The sequence below is a fragment of the Sphingomonas sp. VDB2 genome, assembly GCF_047946695.1.
GTDB lineage: Bacteria > Pseudomonadota > Alphaproteobacteria > Sphingomonadales > Sphingomonadaceae > Sphingobium > Sphingobium bisphenolicum.
In genome coordinates, this window is record NZ_CP159615.1 from 169,981 (window position 1) to 188,417 (window position 18,437).

Annotated in this window: 15 protein-coding genes; 12 read left to right on the forward strand and 3 right to left on the reverse strand. The window is 65.0% G+C overall.

All coding sequences use genetic code 11. From position 1 onward, the window contains the following. Positions 1-3 precede the first annotated feature (3 nt). The 12 genes from ABT375_RS00875 to ABT375_RS00930 all read left to right on the forward strand — a co-directional run bounded on the left by ABT375_RS00875 (position 4) and on the right by ABT375_RS00930 (position 13,316). Entirely contained in the window at positions 4-285 is a 282-nt protein-coding gene (locus tag ABT375_RS00875; protein WP_416463724.1) for a DUF2231 domain-containing protein, read from the forward strand. Further along, positions 285-1,583: a PQQ-dependent sugar dehydrogenase gene (locus ABT375_RS00880; RefSeq protein WP_416463725.1), complete on the forward strand. Its 1,299-nt coding sequence runs from the start codon at positions 285-287 to the stop codon at positions 1,581-1,583. Before ABT375_RS00875 ends, ABT375_RS00880 begins: the two co-directional genes overlap by 1 nt. A gap of 48 nt (positions 1,584-1,631) precedes the next feature. Then, positions 1,632-2,720 carry a catalase family protein gene (locus tag ABT375_RS00885; RefSeq protein WP_416463726.1) on the forward strand — a complete coding sequence of 363 codons (1,089 nt, stop codon included), beginning with the start codon at positions 1,632-1,634 and terminating at the stop codon, positions 2,718-2,720. Positions 2,721-2,799: 79 nt separating this feature from the next. Further along, on the forward strand, positions 2,800-4,731 hold the full coding sequence (locus tag ABT375_RS00890) for a methyl-accepting chemotaxis protein (protein ID WP_416463727.1): 1,932 nt from the start codon (positions 2,800-2,802) through the stop codon (positions 4,729-4,731). Positions 4,732-4,733: 2 nt separating this feature from the next. Further along, positions 4,734-6,122: a chemotaxis protein CheW gene (locus ABT375_RS00895; RefSeq protein WP_261935087.1), complete on the forward strand. Its 1,389-nt coding sequence runs from the start codon at positions 4,734-4,736 to the stop codon at positions 6,120-6,122. Then, on the forward strand, positions 6,119-7,222 hold the full coding sequence (gene cheB / locus ABT375_RS00900; RefSeq protein ID WP_416463728.1) for a chemotaxis-specific protein-glutamate methyltransferase CheB: 1,104 nt from the start codon (positions 6,119-6,121) through the stop codon (positions 7,220-7,222). Before ABT375_RS00895 ends, cheB begins: the two co-directional genes overlap by 4 nt. Continuing rightward, the gene (locus ABT375_RS00905; RefSeq protein WP_261935085.1) at positions 7,219-8,073 is read left to right on the forward strand and encodes a CheR family methyltransferase; all 855 of its coding nucleotides are present in this window, start codon (positions 7,219-7,221) and stop codon (positions 8,071-8,073) included. The genes cheB and ABT375_RS00905 overlap by 4 nt, the downstream gene beginning before the upstream one ends. Then, a complete protein-coding gene (locus ABT375_RS00910) occupies positions 8,073-10,001 on the forward strand; it encodes a chemotaxis protein CheA (protein WP_272799627.1) in 1,929 nt (642 codons plus the stop codon). The genes ABT375_RS00905 and ABT375_RS00910 overlap by 1 nt, the downstream gene beginning before the upstream one ends. After that, the gene (locus tag ABT375_RS00915) at positions 9,998-10,258 is read left to right on the forward strand and encodes a hypothetical protein (protein ID WP_416463729.1); all 261 of its coding nucleotides are present in this window, start codon (positions 9,998-10,000) and stop codon (positions 10,256-10,258) included. Before ABT375_RS00910 ends, ABT375_RS00915 begins: the two co-directional genes overlap by 4 nt. 63 nt (positions 10,259-10,321) lie before the next feature. Continuing rightward, complete coding sequence (locus ABT375_RS00920; protein WP_272799626.1) at positions 10,322-10,705, forward strand: response regulator; 384 nt, start codon at positions 10,322-10,324, stop codon at positions 10,703-10,705. After that, the gene (locus ABT375_RS00925; RefSeq protein ID WP_272799625.1) at positions 10,702-11,340 is read left to right on the forward strand and encodes a chemotaxis protein CheX; all 639 of its coding nucleotides are present in this window, start codon (positions 10,702-10,704) and stop codon (positions 11,338-11,340) included. The genes ABT375_RS00920 and ABT375_RS00925 overlap by 4 nt, the downstream gene beginning before the upstream one ends. Beyond that, the gene (locus ABT375_RS00930) at positions 11,340-13,316 is read left to right on the forward strand and encodes an ATP-binding protein (RefSeq protein ID WP_416463731.1); all 1,977 of its coding nucleotides are present in this window, start codon (positions 11,340-11,342) and stop codon (positions 13,314-13,316) included. The genes ABT375_RS00925 and ABT375_RS00930 overlap by 1 nt, the downstream gene beginning before the upstream one ends. A 49-nt stretch (positions 13,317-13,365) precedes the next feature. On the opposite strand, the gene ABT375_RS00935 is transcribed toward ABT375_RS00930, so the two are convergent. The 3 genes from ABT375_RS00935 to ABT375_RS00945 all read right to left on the reverse strand — a co-directional run bounded on the left by ABT375_RS00935 (position 13,366) and on the right by ABT375_RS00945 (position 18,293). Next, positions 13,366-14,448: an alpha/beta hydrolase family esterase gene (locus ABT375_RS00935; protein WP_261936758.1), complete on the reverse strand. Its 1,083-nt coding sequence runs from the start codon at positions 14,446-14,448 to the stop codon at positions 13,366-13,368. A gap of 120 nt (positions 14,449-14,568) precedes the next feature. Beyond that, positions 14,569-17,700, reverse strand: coding sequence for a DEAD/DEAH box helicase (locus ABT375_RS00940; RefSeq protein ID WP_416464955.1), 3,132 nt, complete (start codon positions 17,698-17,700; stop codon positions 14,569-14,571). Next, positions 17,697-18,293: a PRC-barrel domain-containing protein gene (locus ABT375_RS00945; RefSeq protein WP_416463732.1), complete on the reverse strand. Its 597-nt coding sequence runs from the start codon at positions 18,291-18,293 to the stop codon at positions 17,697-17,699. The genes ABT375_RS00940 and ABT375_RS00945 overlap by 4 nt, the downstream gene beginning before the upstream one ends. Between the last annotated feature and the right edge of the window lie 144 nt (positions 18,294-18,437).

The window sequence follows — 18,437 nt, forward strand, 5'->3', positions numbered from 1 at the left end:
GCGGTGTGGCTGATCACCGGCGGGCTGCTGATCGGCGTTTTGGCCGCCATCGCGGGGATCGTGGATGCGCTGCTCTACAAGGGGACACGCAGCCGATCGTGGCCGCACAGCGTCGGCGTGTTGCTGATGATGATCCTCGCGCTGTTCAACGTCTTCATCCACAGCCGTGACGGATGGACGTCGGTAATGCCGACAGGCCTGATCCTGTCCGCGATTGTCTCGGGGCTGGCGCTGGTGACGAGCTGGATGGGCTATTCGCTTGAAGCGCGGCGGGAGGGCCTGTGATGTCTCCATTCATACGCACCACCTTGATGGCAGTGTCCGCCCTCGCGCTGTCGTCCTGCGGCGGCGGCGGTTCCGCCTCCGATCAGGTTGGCCCCAATCCCAAACTGCCTTCACAACAGCAGTATCTGGTTCCGCCGATGCACGTCGCCAGCCCCGAACCTTGGGGCAGCAGGGTACCGCAGGTCGCAGACGGGCTGAAAATCTCGGCCTTTGCGACCGGCTTCAAGAATGTGCGCGCGCTGTACGTGCTGCCCAATGGCGATGTGCTGGCCGTTGAGCCCAAGGCGCCGAGCGAACCGGTCAGCAGGCCAAAGGACATCCTCGTCGGTATCATCCAGAGCTTCGGGCACAGCAAGGTCACCGGCGCCGATCAGATCACGTTGCTGCGCGACGCCGATGGTGATGGGCGCGTGGAGACGCGAACCGTGCTTATCGACAAGCTCACATCGCCCTTCGGCGTGGCCTTGGTTGGCGGCGATCTCTATGTCGCCAACACCGATGCGATACTGCGCTTTCCCTATGTGACCGGCCAGATCAGGATCACCGCACCGGGCACGGTCCTGACCGAACTGCCCGGCGGCCCCATCAACCATCACTGGACCAAGAGCCTCGTCGCCAGCCCCGACGGAACGAAGCTCTATGTCGGCATCGACTCGAACAGCAACATCACCGAAGCGGGCATGGAGGCCGAAAAGGATCGTGCCCGCATCTGGGAGGTCGATCGCGCGACCGGCGCCCACCGCGACTATGCCACAGGCCTGCGCAATCCCAATGGCCTCTCCTTCAATCCGGTCAGCGGGCAGCTATGGACGGTCGTCAACGAGCGCGACGAACTGGGACCGGACCTAGTGCCCGACTATATGACCTCGGTCCGCCCCGGCGGCTTCTACGGTTGGCCGTGGAGCTATTGGGGCCGCAACGTCGATCCGCGCGTCATGCCCCGGCGGCCGGACAAGGTCGCCCGCGCGATCATGCCCGATTATAGCCTGGGTTCGCATGTAGCGCCCCTTGGCATGGCCTTCTACACCGGCTCGGGCCTGCCTGCTGGTTATCGCGGCGGCGCATTCGTCGGCGAGCATGGCAGCTGGAACCGGGGCAATCTTAACGGCTACAAGGTCGTTTGGGTGCCATTCGCGGGAGCCCGGCCCAGCGGCAAGGCGCGTGATGTAGTCACCGGTTTTGTCGCGGCTGACGGCAAGGCGTTAGGGCGGCCCGTCGGGCTCGCCGTCGACCGTGCCGGTGCGCTCCTGATCGCAGACGATCTGGGCAATGTAGTGTGGCGGGTGACCGCGCGCTGACTGCTGACCCACCCTCATCCAAATCCTGCCGTTCAAAAGGACATATCGATGCCAAGTCCCGCCATTTTCTACAGCGCCGATGTCGAAACCATCCTGCCCGACGAGGCGGAGACCCAAGCCGAACTGATCGAGACCTTCCGCTCGATTATCGAGACTGTGCATGCCGATACGGGGCACGCCTATCGCAGCGTGCATGCCAAAAGTCATGCGTTGCTGGAAGGCGAGATGGAAGTGCTGAGCGACTTACCGACCGAACTGGCGCAGGGCCTTTTCCTGACGCCGCGGCGCTATCCGGTCCTGGCGCGAATATCGACCAACGCAGGCGACATCCTGCCGGATTCGATATCCTTGGCGCGCGGCCTCGCCATCAAGGTGCTGGGCGTAGACGGCGAGCGGCTGCCTGGCAGCGAGGGCGACAGCACGCAGGATTTCGTGATGGCGAACGGCGCCAGATTTCCCGCACCAACGGCGAAAGATTTCCTCAAGAGTCTGAAGCTGCTGGCCAAAACGACCGACCGGATCGAATGGGGCAAGAAGGCGATCTCGGCGGTGTTCCGCGTGACGGAGAAAGCGCTCGAAGCGGTCGGAGGCGAAAGTGCGCTCCTGAAGTCGCTGGGCGGTTACCCTAACAGCCATCCGCTGGGCGAGCGCTATTTCAGCCAGGCGCCCATCCGCTACGGTGCCCACATCGCCAAGGTTGCCGTCGTGCCTCTGTCGGCCAACTTCAACGCGCTGTCGGATACCGAAATCGCGATAGACGGCCGCGAAAATGCCCTTCGCGAGGAAGTCGCCAAGGTCCTGGCGACGCAAGGCGGGCAATGGGAATTACGGGTCCAGCTCTGCCGCGATCTGGAAGCCAATCCCGTCGAGGACGCGTCCGTCGCATGGCCGGAAGACGATAATCCCTATGTTCCTGTCGCCATCATCACCATCCCGGCCCAGACCAGCTGGTCGGAAGACCGCGCGGCAAAGATGGACGACGGCACGTCTTTCAGCCCTTGGCACGGCATCGCCGACCATCGGCCGCTGGGTAATATCATGCGCGCGCGCAAGCCTGCCTATGCGGCATCTTCCCAGTTTCGCGGATCGCTTAACGGCTGTCCCATGCACGAGCCGGTGCCAGAACCTTCCGTCTAGCAAATCTTGCCAAGCCTGCTGGCGCAGTAAGATCGCCTGGCCTATGACCAGTGCGATCATGAAGCGCGAGACATAGTTGATGGCACTGGTAAAGAAGTCGACGCTCGGGACGCGCAAAAGACCAGCCGTTGGCGATGAGGAGTCCCCGCCGGAAGCACCGGCGGCAACCACAAGGCGGAAGCCAGTCCGTCGCGCTTCTGCCGAGCGTGCGGTGACGGTCGTCGAACGGATCGACCAGGCGACCGAAGAGTTGGCGAGCGGCCTTGCCGAGGCGTCCTCGGCCTCGACGGAATTGCAGCAGTCGATGACGCGCATCGCAAGCGGTGCCGAGGAAGCGGCAGGCGCGGCGCAGGAGTCCTTGGGATCGGTCGGTGCGCTCGGCAAAGCCTTCGAGTCCGCGCGCGAACGTGCCGAGGCGTCACAGCGCAGAGCGGAAGGCGTCCAGACCGCCTTCGGCGACGCCAGCGCGCAGATTGAGATGGCGGTCGCCGCCATCGAACTCAACGCCCGGCGCCAACTCAGCACGGTCGAGACGATCGGATCGCTGGAAGCCGCTGCCGCCAGCATCGGCGATATCGGCCAGACGGTCGCTGACATATCCGACCAGACAAGTCTCCTCGCGCTCAACGCCACCATCGAGGCCGCGCGCGCGGGCGACAGCGGCACGGGTTTTGCGGTCGTCGCCGACGAGGTGAGGGCACTGGCGGAAAGCTCCGAGGCGAGCGCCGGCGATATAAAGACGCTTGCAGTGAACATCGCCGGCGAAATCCGCCTCATCGCAGAGCGCGTGCGGAGTGCCGCTGCCACAGCTGATGCCGAGGCAAAGGCCGGTCGCGAAGTGGTCGGTCAGCTGGAGGACGCGCGTGCAGAATTGGCACTAGTCGCCGCTGGCGCGCAGGACATATTGTCCGCGGCGACGGAAATGGACATCGCGGCGCGTGAGGCCGAGCGTGGGGCCGAGCAGGTAGCGAGCGCCGCCGAAGAGCAGTCGGCGGCCGCGGCCGAGGCGCAGCAGGCGATCGAACAACAGAGCATTTCGCTCGACCAGAGCCAGCAGACGTCGGAATCGCTGGGGCGGCTGACGCAGCATCTACGCGGGTCGGGGGACACGAGTTCGGCTGCCCACGAGGTGGCCGCTGCCGCCGAAGAGCTGTCCGCGACCGTTCAGGAGCTGTCGGGCGCGTCGGGCCAGATCCTGGTCGCGATCGAGCAGATCGGGCGTGGCGCTGAGATCCAGTCTGCGGCGACCATTGAAGCCAACAGCGCCATGGGCCAGATCGAGACCGCCGCCACCCTCGCGCAAGGCCGTGCGGCTACATCCGCCGAGCGGCTAAGCGCACTTGTAGCCAAGGTGACGATCAGCCGTAAGACGGTCGAAACGCTCGCCGCAGGGGTCGACGGCTCGGTCGGCGAGACACGGAACGTGCTCGTGCTGCTCGCCAAGTTGGGAGATACCGGACGCAGGGTGGAGAAGATTACCGACGCGCTCGCCCTGATCGCCGTGCAGACGAACATGCTGGCCGTCAGCGGCTCGGTCGAAGCCACGCGTGCCGGGGAAGCCGGATCGGGCTTCTCCACGGTCGCAGCCGACATCCGCAAATTGTCGCGGGAATCCGCTCTCAATGCCGAACGGGCCAAGGACACGGTGCGGGCGATCCAGGACCAGATGGCGGCCGTGCGCCGCGACCTTGACCAGATCGTAGGTGCTGCGGAGGGAGAAGTCGTACGCGCCCGGGCCATGATCGACCGCTTCAATCAGATCTCGGCGGATCTCGACCAGTCCCAACTCGACAGCATGGGCATCTCGCAAGATGTCGATGCGATTTTGCGCTCGGTGCGCGAAGTAAAGAGCGGCACCGAACAGATCGCGACCGCCGCCGAGCTGGCCGCGGAGGCGGCGCGTGAAGCGTCGGCGGCCGCCCGTCAGCAATCGCAGGGCGCCGAGATGCTCGCCGCGGCGATCGAGGAGATCGCTTCGCTCGCCGGCGCGCTGGTGACGAAGTCGGCCTGACCATGGCGAGTGCCGTCACCAACGTCGATGAAGAAAGACTTCTGGGCTTCCGCTGCGGCGAGGATCATTTCGGCGTCGCCGCGTCGCTGGTGCGCGAAGTGGGACGCGTGCCCCGCCTGACTCGCGTGCCGCATGCGCCGGCCAGCCTGATGGGTCTCGGAAATTTCCGGGGCACGGTGTTGCCGGTGCTGTCCTTCGCCCGGCTAAGCGGGCGGCCGGTGGAGGACGAACGGCGTGTGATCCTGTTGGATACCGCCAATCCCATGGCCTTGGCGGTGAATGCGATATCGGCGCTCACCAGCGACCGACATGTCCGCAGGGTGGATGTCGAGGAACTTGCGAACAGCGACTTCTCGGCGACCACCAAGCCCCGAGCGCGGATCACCGCCGTGGAAAGCGAAACGGCAATCCCTGCCGAATCGGCGGTGCTGCTGGTCTCTTTCCTGGTCGGCGGCCAGGAATTCGCACTGCCGATCGGCGCCGTTCAGGAAATCGTGCCGCTGCCCGACAGCATCGCCACTCTGCCGCACGCTGACAGCGTCGCGCTCGGATCGATCGCCGTCCGCGATGTTCTGCTGCCGCTCTTGTCGCTGCGCGCCTTGCTCGCTTTGCCGCAAAAGGAACAAGGCGCGCGTGCGCGGATCGTCGTCGTTCGGATCGGCGCGCACCGGGTCGGTCTGGTGGTCGATGCGATGCGCGGGGTCATCCGCGTCGCCGAAAGCCAGATCGACGCGGTGCCGCCGGTTCTCGCACGCGGGGGGGCGGAGGCGCGCATCCAGGCGATATGCCGGCTCGAGCGCGGCGACCGCTTGGTGTCGGTGCTCGCACCCGAGCATCTTATCCGCGACGACATCACCGCGCGCCTGCTGGAGACCGCATCGACCGAGGACGGAATGACCAAGAGCAAGAGCGGCGACGCACAGGAACAGTTTCTGATCTTCCGCATCGGCCAAAGCGCGTTCGGCTTGCCGATCGGCACAGTGATCGAAGTCGCAGCGCTTCCGCCCAAGCTCACTCGCCTCCCCAAGGCGCCGGCCTTCGTTCAGGGCGTCATGACATTGCGCAATTCGGTCATTCCAGTGATCGACCAGACGATGCGCTTCGACGGTACGCCGGCGCAGGGTGCGCGCCGCCGCGTGATCGTCGTGCGGATCGGCGAACTGGCGGCGGGTTTCGTGGTGGATGCCGTGAGCGAGGTCCGCACTATCTCGGTCGCCGCACTCGGCCCTGCACCGAATATGGGTAGCGAAGACACGCAAGTCTTCGATCGGGTGGCGACATTGGAGGATGAGCGCATCGTCCTGATCGTCAGCCCGCAGGAACTGCTCGACCGAACCGAGCGGGCATTGCTCGCCAACTTCAACGAAGCGGCACCGGCCACGCCTTCGTGACGCGGCTACTTATCGTCGATGATTCGCCGCTAATGCGGCGACTGCTGCTAGATATATTCAGCGGCGCGGGCGGTTTCGACATCGATGTTGCCAAAAACGGCGAAGAAGCGATCGATCTGCTCCACCGGTTCAAGCCTGACGTCGTCACGCTTGACATCCATATGCCCGGCATGGACGGCCTCCAATGCCTCGACCGGATCATGGTGGAGCGGCCGACGCCGGTGGTGATGATTTCGGCACTGACCGCGGAGGGCGCCGACGAGACGCTGGAGGCGATGGCGCTCGGCGCGATCGATTTTGTCGGCAAGCCGCGTGGGCCGATCTCGATCGAGATCGAGGGCGTCACGGAACTGCTTATCGAGAAGGTGCGATCGGCAGCGCAGGCGAAAATCTCGCGGACGACCCGTCTGACGGATCGGGTGCGGCTGCGATCGGCCCTTGTGCAACCGAAGTCCAAGCCACGGACCGGCGCGGTTCCTGCCGCCAAGCCCCGCCCCATCAAGCCGCTGCCCGAACGATCAAGCGCCGATGGGCTCGTGCTCATCGGCACCTCGACAGGAGGACCCGCCGCGCTCGACGTCGTCCTGGCCGGCATTCCCGCGGACTTTCCCTGGCCCGTCGTGATCGCGCAGCATATGCCCAAAAGCTTCACGGGCGCGCTCGCCCGCCGCCTCGACCGCTTCTGCGCGCTCACGGTCATCGAAGTCACCAAATCCGAGCCGCTGCGGCCGGGTCACGCCTATATCGGCCGCGGGGACGCAGACCTGCTGATCAGCCGACGCGGCGCATCGCTGATCGCGCTGGCCGCCCCGAGCGCGTCCGAACTGCACTGGCATCCGAGCGTCGACCGGCTAGTTGAGAGCGCGATGCAATATCTCGGCCCCGAACGCCTCATTGGGGTGTTGATGACGGGCATGGGCAATGACGGAGCGCGAGAGATGGCCGAACTGGCACGCAAGGGCGGCCGCACGATCGCCGAAGCCGAGGAGACGGCCGTGGTCTGGGGCATGCCGGGCGCGCTCGTCGCGGCGGGCGGGGCGGATCATATCGAACCGCTCGACGCCATCGCGGCCAGACTGAACATGCTCGTGGGCCGGTGAGCGATATCACCCGACCGGCCGAGGCGCCGGACATCTCGATCTCGCCCGGGGAACTGCAGAAGGTCACGGCGTGGATCTATCGCTGGACCGGCATGACCTTCGGCGAGGGCAAACGCTATTATATCGAACGGCGGATCGCCGAGCGGATCGGCAAGACGGGCTGCAGGGACACCAGGGCCTATCTGCTGCTCTTGGGGAGCGATCCCAAGGAACGCCAGCTACTGACCAACGCCTTCACCATCAACGAGACCTATTTCTATCGCGAGGAGCATCAGTTCGCCGCCCTCGCCAACGAGATATTGCCGGCCATCATCACGACCAAGCGGCCGGGCGACCTGATCCGGATATGGTCGGTGCCCTGCTCGACCGGAGACGAGGCCTATTCGATCGCACTGTGGTTGCTGGAGAACTGGCCGCTGGTCGATGCCTATAATGTCGAGATAGTGGGATCGGATATCGACACAAAGGCGGTTGAAGCCGCGCTGGCCGGACGCTTCGCCGCCCGCGCCCTGCAACGTCTACCCGAAAAGCTGCTCACCGCCTATTTCGAGCCTGAGCATGGCCATCGCCGCAAGATCATCGACGACCTGCGCGAATCGGTGCGCTTCACCGCCGCCAATCTGTTCGACGCCGCGTCGCTGGCGGACCTTGGTCGGTTCGACGTCATCTTCTGCCGCAACCTGCTGATCTATTTCGATGACGCATCGCGGTTGATCGCGGCCGACAATCTGCACGACCGGCTCGTGCCGGGCGGGTATCTGTGCCTGGGCCATAGCGAGTCGATGGCGCGGATCAGCGATCGTTTCGATCTGGTTCGCCTGAGCGACGCAATCGTCTATCGTCGGGCGTGATGGACGAACTGCTCGAACAATTTCTGATCGAAGGGCGTGACCTGGTCGCCCATGCCAATGCCGCCTTTGCGCTGTTGCACGGCAAACCGGGGGAGGAGGGGGCGATCGATGCGGCCTTTCGCGCCGTCCATACGCTCAAGGGCTCGGTCGGCCTGTTCGACATGGCACCCGCCGAGCGGCTGCTCCATGCAGCCGAGGACAGGCTCTCCCTCGCGCGCAAGGGTGAGACCAGGCTGACGGCTGTAGATTTAGCCTCGCTGGTCGGGATGATTGACCAGGTCGATCGTTGGATAGACGCACTGGAACGGGATGGCACGCTGGGCCCCGACGCCTCTACCCTGGCGGAGCGGTTGTTGACCTCAGACGGCTTGGAGGTCCGCGCCGAGTCTGGCAGGGGCTGGCTCGCTGCTCTCATCAACCGTCATCGGGCGGTGATCCAAAATAGCCAGACCCCCTTGGTCGCCTTTCGCTATGCGCCGGACAGCGACGCTTTCTTCCGCGGTGAAGACCCCCTGGCGCTGGTCGCGACCCTGCCCGGCTTAGTAGCGATCGACATACTGCCGGCTACGGAAAAATGGCCGACCGCCGACGCGTTCGAGGCTTTCTCGTGCATCATCGCGATAGAAGGTCTCAGCAGCGCGACGGCCGATACTCTGCGTCCCTTCTTCCGGCTCGTACCGGACCAGTTCACACTAACGCCGTTGGAGGTCGGTCGCGAAGACGGCGCTGGCACGGTCGAACCCGCAGCGGAACCGGACACCCAGGCCGCTGGCACGATAGTTCGCGTGGACGCCCACAGGGTCGATGCGCTGGCGGACACGGTCGGCGAACTCGTGGTTGCGACCAATGCCCTAGCCATTCTCGCCGAACGGGCCGACGCCATCGACGCGCCGCTCGCGCTCGGCATCCGCGCGGCCCAGGCGGACTTGGAGCGTGCGGTCGGCGCGGCGTCGCGCGCCGTCTCGGCCGTTCGGCTGGTCTCGCTGGCGCCCGCACTGCGCCGGCTGCCCCGTCTGGTCCGCGAGATCGCGGCGAGCTTGGACAAGGATATCCACTTCGCCATGACCGGCGAGCAGACGGAGGTCGACAAGCAGATCGCCGATGGCCTGTTCGAACCGCTGCTGCATCTGGTGCGCAACGCGATCGACCATGGGATCGAGGATGCGGCCGCACGCATGCATGCCGGCAAGACACCGACCGGCAGCCTGACCCTCGCCATCGGGCGGGAGGCGGAGGACATCGTCGTAACGCTCTCCGACGACGGCGCCGGGATCGATCGCGACCGGATTCGCACTACCGCCGTGGTCCGCGGCCTCATCACGGCCGAAGTCGGCGAAGCTCTTTCCGACGCCGGCACGCTGGCGCTGATCTTTGCTCCGGGCTTCTCGACCGCGCAGACTGTCAGCGCCGTCTCGGGACGGGGCGTGGGCATGGACGCGGTACAGGTTGCCATCGACCGGTTGCGCGGCCGGATCGAGATCGACAGTGTGGTCGGCCGGGGAACGCGCTTCACCTTGCGGCTCCCGGCCAACGCGATCACCACCCGGTTGCTGGTCATCGATGTGGCAAACGACCGCTATGCCGTGCCGTTCGACCAAATCGCCGAGACCGTCCGGGTCGGCGGCGACCGGCTTGTGCCGGTAGGCACCGGCATGGCCTGCGTCCTGCGGAACCGTACCGTCCCCGTCCTCAGCCTTGCCGAAATGCTGGGCGGCACGGATAGCGGCGCGTCGCCGGTCAAACTGCTGGTGACGCGTGCGAGCGGCGATCCTGTCGCGCTGCGCGTCGACGGCTTTCACGAGCGGCTGGATGCCATGGTCCGGCCGCCGTCGGGTTTGCTGGCGGGTATGCCGCTGGTGGGCGGAACGACGACGATGGGCGACGGCGCCGTGCTGCTGGTACTCAACATGGCGGAGGTCGTGGGATGAGCGTGCGGGTCGACGGCATGACGATCCATATCGAGGGCAACAGCCCGGTCGAGGATGCCGAGCCTTTGCTAAGCGCGTTGCAGCGCATGCCGGACGCGACCGTCGATCTTTCCAGGGCGACCCGCCTGCACAGCGCCAGCGTGCAGATATTGCGCGCCTTGGCGCCGCCTACCGTTGGATCGCCCTCCGATCCATTTCAGGCCAGCTTCGTCTTCCCCCTGCTCTCGATCAGTGACGGCCGCAAAGAGTTGGTCTAACAGCATGCGTTACGCTCGGCGCGACTCTTGCGCTGTTCCGCTCTGCGCCCTTTTGGAGTTGCCATGTCCGTTACCGTCCTGATCGTCGATGACAGCAAACTCGCCCGGATCGTGGCGGGCAAGGCGCTGGCCGAGCTTCAGCCGGAATGGCAGAAACTGGAAGCATCGAGCGCCGCCGAAGCCCTGGCCGTGATCGCGGACAAGCCGGTGGATATCTGCCTCATCGACTTCAATATGGTGGACAAGGACGGCCTCGAACTGACCGAAGAATTGCGCGAGACGCGACCGGACATGCCGATCGCGCTCATCACCGCCAACATCCAGGATGAGATCATCGCCCGCGCGCGCGCGGCTAGCGCGACTTTCGTGGCGAAGCCGGTCACCAGCGAAGGGTTGCAGGGCTTTCTGTCCGGCGCCGCGCTGCGCCTGCGATCGTCGAAAGCATGACCGCTGAAAGCATCTCGCTCGACGATCTCGAGCGCGACGCGTTGACCGAGATCGTCAATATCGGCGTCAGCCGCGCGGCATCCAGCCTGCGCAAGATGATCGGCGATCAAGTCCTGCTGTCCGTGCCCTCGATCGAAGTCGTGAGCCAGCGCCGCGCGGCCCGGCTGATCAGCGAACGCGAGACATCCGAGCTGGTCGCGGTTCGGCAGGATTTCTCCGGCCCCTTCTCCGGCCGCGCCTTGCTCATCTTTCCCGAAACCAACAGCCTGGAGCTGGTGCGGGCGGTTACGGGCGGCGAGCTGACCGCGCAGGAAGTCGTCGACCTCGAGCATGAAGCGCTGGCGGAGACCGGCAACATCATCCTCAACAGCTGCCTTGCGACCATGGCCAACATGCTCAAGCGGTCGCTGACGATGACCATACCGGAAGTCCTTCGCGGTTCGGGCGCCATGCTGTTCGAGGTCAACGAAGACGGACCTTCTGAAGGGCTGGTCCTGTTTCTCTATATCGATTTTGCCGTCCGCAAGCATGACATACGCGGTTATATCGCGATGATCATGGACTTGCCGTCGCTCGGCGTCCTGAAGGAACTGCTTGCAGAGTTCATCGCCAATATCGTGGGTGACACGGACTGATGCTTGCCGGGGCGGATGCAGGAGACGATGTCCGCGCGATCCTCGCAGCCGCAGGAGCGAGCGGCACTTGGGACTGGGACGTCGTCGCCGGCGAACTGCGCATCGACGGGCGCTTTGCCGAGCTTTACGGCCTCGATCCCGCGGACGCGCAGCGTGTCTTGCCCACGCGCCTCTTCTTCAAGGCGATCCACCCCGAGGATCAGGCGCGGATCAAGATCGCGGTAACCGGCATGACCGCTGGCGCGGAACGGTTTTCGAAAGAATTCCGTGTGGTCGCGCCAAATGGCGAGACGCTGTGGATGCACGGCCGGGGCCAGGCGCATTTCGACGATCAGGATGTGCCCGTCCGTTTCACCGGGCTGCTGGTAGATGTGACCGAACGCAAGCGCACCGAGGAGCGGCTGCGCATCGCACAATCCGCCGGGGGTGTCGGTACTTTCGAATATTCCGACGGCTATGCGACCGCGACGGTGTCGGGCGAATTTTGCCGGCTGCTCGGCCTTCACCCCGCCACCACGCTGCCGGTGCGAACGATCAATTCAGTCCTCAAGAACAAGGACGAGCCCGACCTCATCCCCGAAGCACATCGCGGCGGACCACCGGAAACGCTGGACGGCAGTTTCTGCGTCGTCCGAAGCGACGATGGCGAGGAAAGGTGGATCGCCCGGCGCGGCGAGATAGTGCGCGACAAGGATAACGGCGGTTACCGCCTGATTGGCGTCATTTATGACGTGACTGCCACGAAGGCGCAGGAGGCTGCGCTCCGCGACCTCAACGAAACGCTCGAGATGCGGGTTGAGCAGGCGGTGGCGGAGCGGCAAGCGGTCGAGGATGCGCTGCGCCAGGCGCAGAAGATGGAAGCGGTCGGCAATCTCACTGGCGGCATCGCGCATGATTTCAACAATCTGCTGACGATCATCATCGGCAATATCGACACAGTTATCCGCCGGTTTGATCCGGGCGCCGATCCTCGCGCCAAGCGTGCACTCGAAAACGCGCTGAAGGGCGCGGATCGCGCCGCTGCGCTCGTGCAGCGTCTCCTCGCCTTCTCCCGTCGCCAGCCGCTCGATCCCAAGTCGATCGACATCGAGCGGCTGCTGACGGGCATGGCGGATCTGCTGACGCGCTCCATCTCGGAATCGATCGCGATCCAGATCGTGCCGACAGCTGACCTCTGGACCGTCGAGGCCGATCCCAATCAGTTGGAGAATGTCATTCTTAATCTGGCGGTCAATGCGCGCGATGCCATGCCCGATGGCGGTGCGCTGACGATCGAAGCGAGGAACGTCACGCTAGACGCCAACGCCGTGCCCGATGCCCCCGCGGGCGACTATGTCGCGATCAGCGTCGTTGACGACGGTATCGGCATGTCGCCGGAGACGGTGGAGAAGGTATTCGATCCCTTTTTCACGACGAAGGAAGTGGGCAAGGGCACGGGCCTCGGCCTCTCGATGGTCTATGGCTTCGTCAAGCAATCCGGCGGTCATATCCAGATACTGTCCACCCCTGGGTGCGGTACGACGATCACGCTGTTTCTTCAGCGCTACCTGGGTCACAGCGCAGCCCTCGCCGCCGATGTCGTGCCTGTAGACGAACAGGCGGGAGGTCACGAATCCATCCTGGTGGTGGAAGATGATGACGATGTCCGCGCCTACACCGTCGGAATATTGAGGGAACTGGGCTATCGCGTCATAGAGGCGCATGACGGTTCAACCGCGCTCAAACTGCTCGAACGCGCCGATCCCGTCATTGCTCTGCTTCTGACGGACGTCGTGATGCCGAAAATGTCGGGAAGCCAACTTGCCGACGCCGCCAAGGCATTGCAGCCCGGGTTGGGCGTCCTTTACACGTCGGGATATACGCGCGACGCGATCACGCGCGACGGCCGGCTGGAGGCCGGCGTTGACCTGCTCACGAAACCCTTCACTTACACGACGCTGGCGTCGAAGGTGCGAGACCTTCTTGATGGCCACTGAAACAAGCGGTTCGGAACTCGTGGCCAAGCTGAACTTCCGATCAAATGTTTTAACGCATCAGGCCAGCTGAACGCAGGGCGTCTTCGATGATCGCGCCGACGCCTGCTTTGGCGCGCGCCGGCTCCGGTGCTGCTTCCATGCGATGCTCCTGCCGATGCATGGGCTGCTCAGCCTGCAATAACCCCCAACTGCGGGCTATGTGACGTGTCGATGAAATGCCGACGTCCAGCATATAAGGTCCGCTCACGCCGCAAGCGTCCGGCCCGTCGGTCTTGAGTGGTGTGCCGTGCCCCATGCCACTGATCGTGTAGGATTCGATGACGCGTCGTCCCGTCGGATCCGTCCAGCAATCTCGTGCGTATCCGTCGACAACTTCGCGCGTCGCGGGCTGATCGGCAACACCGTGGATGCCGCGCCACTGAGCGACGATCCGCCCCGCGTTCGACGGATCGACCGTCTTGTCGGCGCCGCCCTGCCACACCGATACTATCGGCCAAGGTCCGTCGTGGGCCGACGCATCGCGTACCAGCGTCGCAAGGCGTGCGTCGGCCGGGTAGCCCGCCCCACGCATGCGCGCGAACGCATCAGGGATCGAATGGGCCGCGCCGAAGGGAAGGCCCGCAATGATCGCGCCGCCGGCAAAGACTTCGGGATAGCCAGCCAGCATGATCGAGGCCATGGCGCCACCGGCCGAAAGGCCGGTCACGAACACGCGCGAGGGATCAATGTCGTGCCGGGCGGTCATCGCGGCGACCATGTGCCGGATCGAGGATGCCTCGCCCCCGTCGCGCCGTGCATCGGCCGACGAGAACCAATTGAAGCACAAGTTGGGATTGTTGGCACGCGTCTGTTCGGGGAACAGCAACGCGAACCCGTGATCGTCGGCCACGTGCGACCAACCCGACCCATGGTCATAGCCGGCAGCGTCCTGGGTGCATCCGTGAAGCACCACGACCAGCGCCGGGTCCCGCGCGAGATGCTCCGGGACATATATGCGCGCGTGCAACGCGCCCGGGTTGCTGCCGAAGTCGGTGAGATCGGTCAGCCGGTCCTGCCGTCCTGGCATCATGTTGGGGAGGTTCTTGGACCTTAGTTTCGCCAATTGCGCGATCGTCTTACTCAAATGGGCCATTTTGTGCCTCCAGCGCAGGCGGAAGCCATTGCAAACAGGGAACGCCTCATCGCTCGGATTCGTTGCTGCACTGCACAATGAATCGTCTTGATCGGGATCAAGTGGCGCGCTGTTCACCGATCAGGCCATCATTGCAAGCGCGTCCAGCAAGGATTGCACGCGCGGGATGCGCTCGTCGTCCTGCGTCGGCTGCTGCAGCAGCAGGCGGCCGTTCTTCTCGACCAGGCCCAATGCTCTCAGATCTCCCGTTCGATCGCAGCGAAGGGTAAGCGCGATGGCGGCGGGACCGGCATCGATCCGCGCGATAGACAGGGTGCGTGCCGCCACGCGAATCCGGGCCCGCATCAGCAGCATGGCGGCCTCCTGGGGGAGAGGGCCGAACCTGTCGATCAATTCGTCCTCGAAGGCATCCATTCCGTCATCGTCCATGATGCGCGACAGACGGACATAGAGTGCGAGCCTAACATCTGCTTCGGGAATCCAGCCCTGCGGCAAGCCACCGCCGGAGCCGAGATGAAGGTCCGGCGTCCAGCGCTCCACCGCCTCACCGCGCGCCTGGCGCAGCGCGGCGCCGAGCAAATGCTGATAGAGGTCGATGCCGATGAGTTTGATATGTCCTGCCTGGTTTTCGCCCAGCAGGTCGCCCGCGCCGCGAATGTCGAGGTCCTGCGCACTGATGTCGAACCCCGCACCCAGACGATCGAACGTCGCCAAGGTACGAAGTCGCTTCAATGTCCGCTCACCGATCGCCTCCTCGCTTTGCGTCAGAAGGATCACCTGTCCGCGCCGATTGCCGCGGCCCACCCGGCCGCGCAGCTGGTGCAATTGCGCAAGGCCGAAGCGGTCGGCGCGCCAGACGATCATCGTATTGGCGCGCGGCACGTCCAGTCCGGCTTCGATGATGTTCGTCGCCAGCAATATGTCGCCCTGTCCCTGCCCGAACCCGACCATGACCGCGTCGATCTCCGTCGCCGGCATCTTGCCATGGGCCTCGACCAGAGCGAGGTCGGGTACGACGCGACGGAGCTTTTCGGACAGTGTCGCCATATCCTCGATACGCGGCACCACTACGAAGCTTTGCCCGCCGCGCCCTTTTTCGCGGAGCAATGCGGTGCGGATGCGCCCGTCCTCATATTGGTCGAGGCTGGTACGGATCGGCTGGCGGCGGGCGGGCGGCGTGGCGATGACCGATATCTGCTGCAAGCCGATAAGCGCCATCTGCAAGGTGCGCGGGATTGGCGTTGCGCTGAGCGTCAGCAGATGCACATCGCCCGCGCCGCGCAGCTTCACCTTGTCGGCGGCGCCGAAGCGCTGCTCCTCGTCGACCACGACTAGGCCGAGCTTCGTATAGGTCACGCCCTTGGCCATGACCGCGCCGGTGCCGATCACGATGTGCACAGACCCGTCGGCAAGCCCCGCTTTGACGGCCTTCTTTTCCGCCGCGCTGGACAGGCGCGACAGGCCCGCGACCTGAATGCCCGATCCTTCGAACCGCCGCTGGAAATTTTCGATATGCTGGCGAACGAGCACCGTGGTGGGCGCGGCGATCACCACCTGATAGCCGGCGAGCGCGGCCAGGGCTGCGGCGCGCAGCGCGACCTCCGTCTTTCCGTAGCCCACGTCGCCCACGACCAGGCGATCCATCGGCTTCCCGCTTGTCAGGTCGTCGCGGACGGCCGCGATGGCGCGCGCCTGGTCCGCCGTTTCGTTGAAGGGGAAGCCGTTCGCAAAGCGTTCATAGACTGCCGGATCGGGCGCCATGATCGGTGCGGTGAGGCTCGCACGCGCCTCCGCCAGCGCTGCGAGGGCCTTGGCGCTTTCCGCGATGGCTGCGTCGATCGCGCCCCGCCGCTTGAGCCAGGATGCGCCGTCGAGCCTGTCGAACGTCACGGCGTTGGCATCCGCACCATAGCGCCAAATCTTTTCGGCATCGTCGATCGTGACCAGCCGGCGCGCGCCGCCGGCATATTCCAGCGCGATCATCTCCGCGCCATTGTCCGCTTTGCCCTGGGTCGGGGCGGGTGCGAGCCCGAGCACGCGCCCCACGCCATGATCCTCATGCACCACGACGTCGCCGACGCGAATCTCCGCGCCGCTGCTCGCCCAGGGATTGGCGGTCGCGATGGCGTCGTCGTCCATGACGGCGCGGCTGCCAATCAGATCCGCAGCGGCGATTAGGATCAGCTGTTCGTCGACGAATCCGGCATCGACCGGCATCGTGATACTCGCGCCGCTTCCGGCTTTCAGGTCTTCGATACTGGTCCAGTCGGTGACTTCGGAAAGGTCGAGCGCGAGGCGTTTGCCGACCCGCGTGCGCAGGAAGCGCAGATCGCGCCGACTGCCCGCGAGCAGCAATGCGCGCCCTTCGGCCAGGAGCGGCTTGGCGAAGCGGGCCAACGCGGTGAGCGGCGAGGCTGCTTGCGCAAAACGCGGAACCGCCTTGATCGCATCGTCAAAGGACATGCTGCGCCAGGATTTGCAGGCGCGTGACCAGGCCGCGTCATCCATCGCGTCGATCGTCTTGCCGTTGCGTGCCACCGCATCGGTAGCGAGCTGGATGAACCTTTGCCGCCGCCGATCCGCCTTGTCCGATTGGGCAAGCACGCCCGGCGTCAGATGATCCAGGATCGTGACGGCCTCCCAGACAGGCGGCTCGGCGGCGCGCCCGATCTCGAGCGCCTCCATCTCCGCGATCGTTCGCTGGGTCACCGGATCATAGGCGCGAACCGCGCTGACCTTACCGTCCAGCAGGTCGATACGCGCCGGCAGGCCGGCATCCGCAGGGAATAGGTCGATAACATCGCCCCGGATCGCCATTTCGCCTGGTTCGTCGACACGATCGTCGGCGAAATAGCCGAGATCGACCAGCGCGGCCCTGAAGGCTTCCGTGTCGACAGGATCGCCAACGCGCACCGTCGGCGGCGCACGATCGAACGCCTGGGGCGCGGCATAGCGACGCGCTGCCGCCTCGCCGCTCAATATGCAGGCGACCGGGCGCCGTTCCTTGTCCTGCTGCGTAAGCCGCAACGCGCGCAACGCCGCCGCTCGCCTGCCGGCATTGGCGGGGGAGGCGGGAACGGGGTCACCGGGGAGAGCATCGCTCGATGCGACATGAATGACGGGGTTTTCGGGCCGGAGGCAGCGCACAGCAGCGGTGAGCGCTTCGGCCTGTTGCTCGTCATCGGCGAGGAAAAGGATGTCGTCCTCGGCGAGGGTCCGGGCGATCTGCATCGCGGTGAAGGCGAGGTTCATGCGGCGCGCCCCGTCGCTCGCGGCGGGACGGCGTCGGGCCAATCTCCGCTTTCCAGCGGTGCAAGCGCCGCGAAGGCGACGGCGTTCAAGTCGACCCTGATCGCGTCGCAGCTGAAACGGATCGCGTCGCGCGGGACGGCGCGCAGATCTTCTCCAAGCGCACCGGTCTTGGCTGTCGCAACCACGATGTAACTCACCTCGCCGGAACGGCATTCGATCAGCGCTTCGACCGCCTTGCCCATGGCTGTGCCGTCGGCATCGACGACGGGCAGGCCCGCAATCCCGGTCGCCGTGAACAGGGTCGGGACCGACGATTTGCGGCTCTTGACCTCCGCCGATTTGCCGCCATCCTCATAAGCGCGCTGCCGTCCGAGCCACCGCCAGATGCCGACGAGGTTGACGAAAGTCAGAAAGCCGTTGGCCGTGATGAGGTTGGTCTGACTCGAACCGATGCCGACAAGCGTCCAGCAGATTGACCCTAAGGTGAAGACGACAAAGCCCCATCCGGTAATTCTGGCGCCCAGATTGGCGGCGGTCATCATCGCAGCGATCATCGTTGCGGCGGGCGCGATCCATCCGGCAAGTTCGTTCAAGGCGCGTCCTTTCGTGGTGCCATGTGGCCCGATGCGGTCCCAGGTGGGAAGAAAAGCTCTGACGCTCGTGATCGGCACCGGAAATTTTTCCAAACTGATCCGCGTCAATATGATTTACCGGTGACGCACCGTTTCGCGCGGCTG

Bases quoted from the DNA above. Each gene is read 5' to 3' on its own strand.
- ABT375_RS00885 (WP_416463726.1), top strand. From the start codon at position 1,632: ATGCCAAGTCCCGCCATTTTCTACAGCGCCGATGTCGAAACCATCCTG.
- ABT375_RS00930 (WP_416463731.1), top strand. From the start codon at position 11,340: ATGCTTGCCGGGGCGGATGCAGGAGACGATGTCCGCGCGATCCTCGCA.
- ABT375_RS00935 (WP_261936758.1), bottom strand. From the start codon at position 14,448: ATGGCCCATTTGAGTAAGACGATCGCGCAATTGGCGAAACTAAGGTCC.
- ABT375_RS00910 (WP_272799627.1), top strand. From the start codon at position 8,073: ATGGACGAACTGCTCGAACAATTTCTGATCGAAGGGCGTGACCTGGTC.
- ABT375_RS00890 (WP_416463727.1), top strand. From the start codon at position 2,800: ATGGCACTGGTAAAGAAGTCGACGCTCGGGACGCGCAAAAGACCAGCC.
- ABT375_RS00920 (WP_272799626.1), top strand. From the start codon at position 10,322: ATGTCCGTTACCGTCCTGATCGTCGATGACAGCAAACTCGCCCGGATC.
- ABT375_RS00895 (WP_261935087.1), top strand. From the start codon at position 4,734: ATGGCGAGTGCCGTCACCAACGTCGATGAAGAAAGACTTCTGGGCTTC.
- ABT375_RS00880 (WP_416463725.1), top strand. From the start codon at position 285: ATGTCTCCATTCATACGCACCACCTTGATGGCAGTGTCCGCCCTCGCG.
- ABT375_RS00925 (WP_272799625.1), top strand. From the start codon at position 10,702: ATGACCGCTGAAAGCATCTCGCTCGACGATCTCGAGCGCGACGCGTTG.
- ABT375_RS00940 (WP_416464955.1), bottom strand. From the start codon at position 17,700: ATGAACCTCGCCTTCACCGCGATGCAGATCGCCCGGACCCTCGCCGAG.
- ABT375_RS00915 (WP_416463729.1), top strand. From the start codon at position 9,998: ATGAGCGTGCGGGTCGACGGCATGACGATCCATATCGAGGGCAACAGC.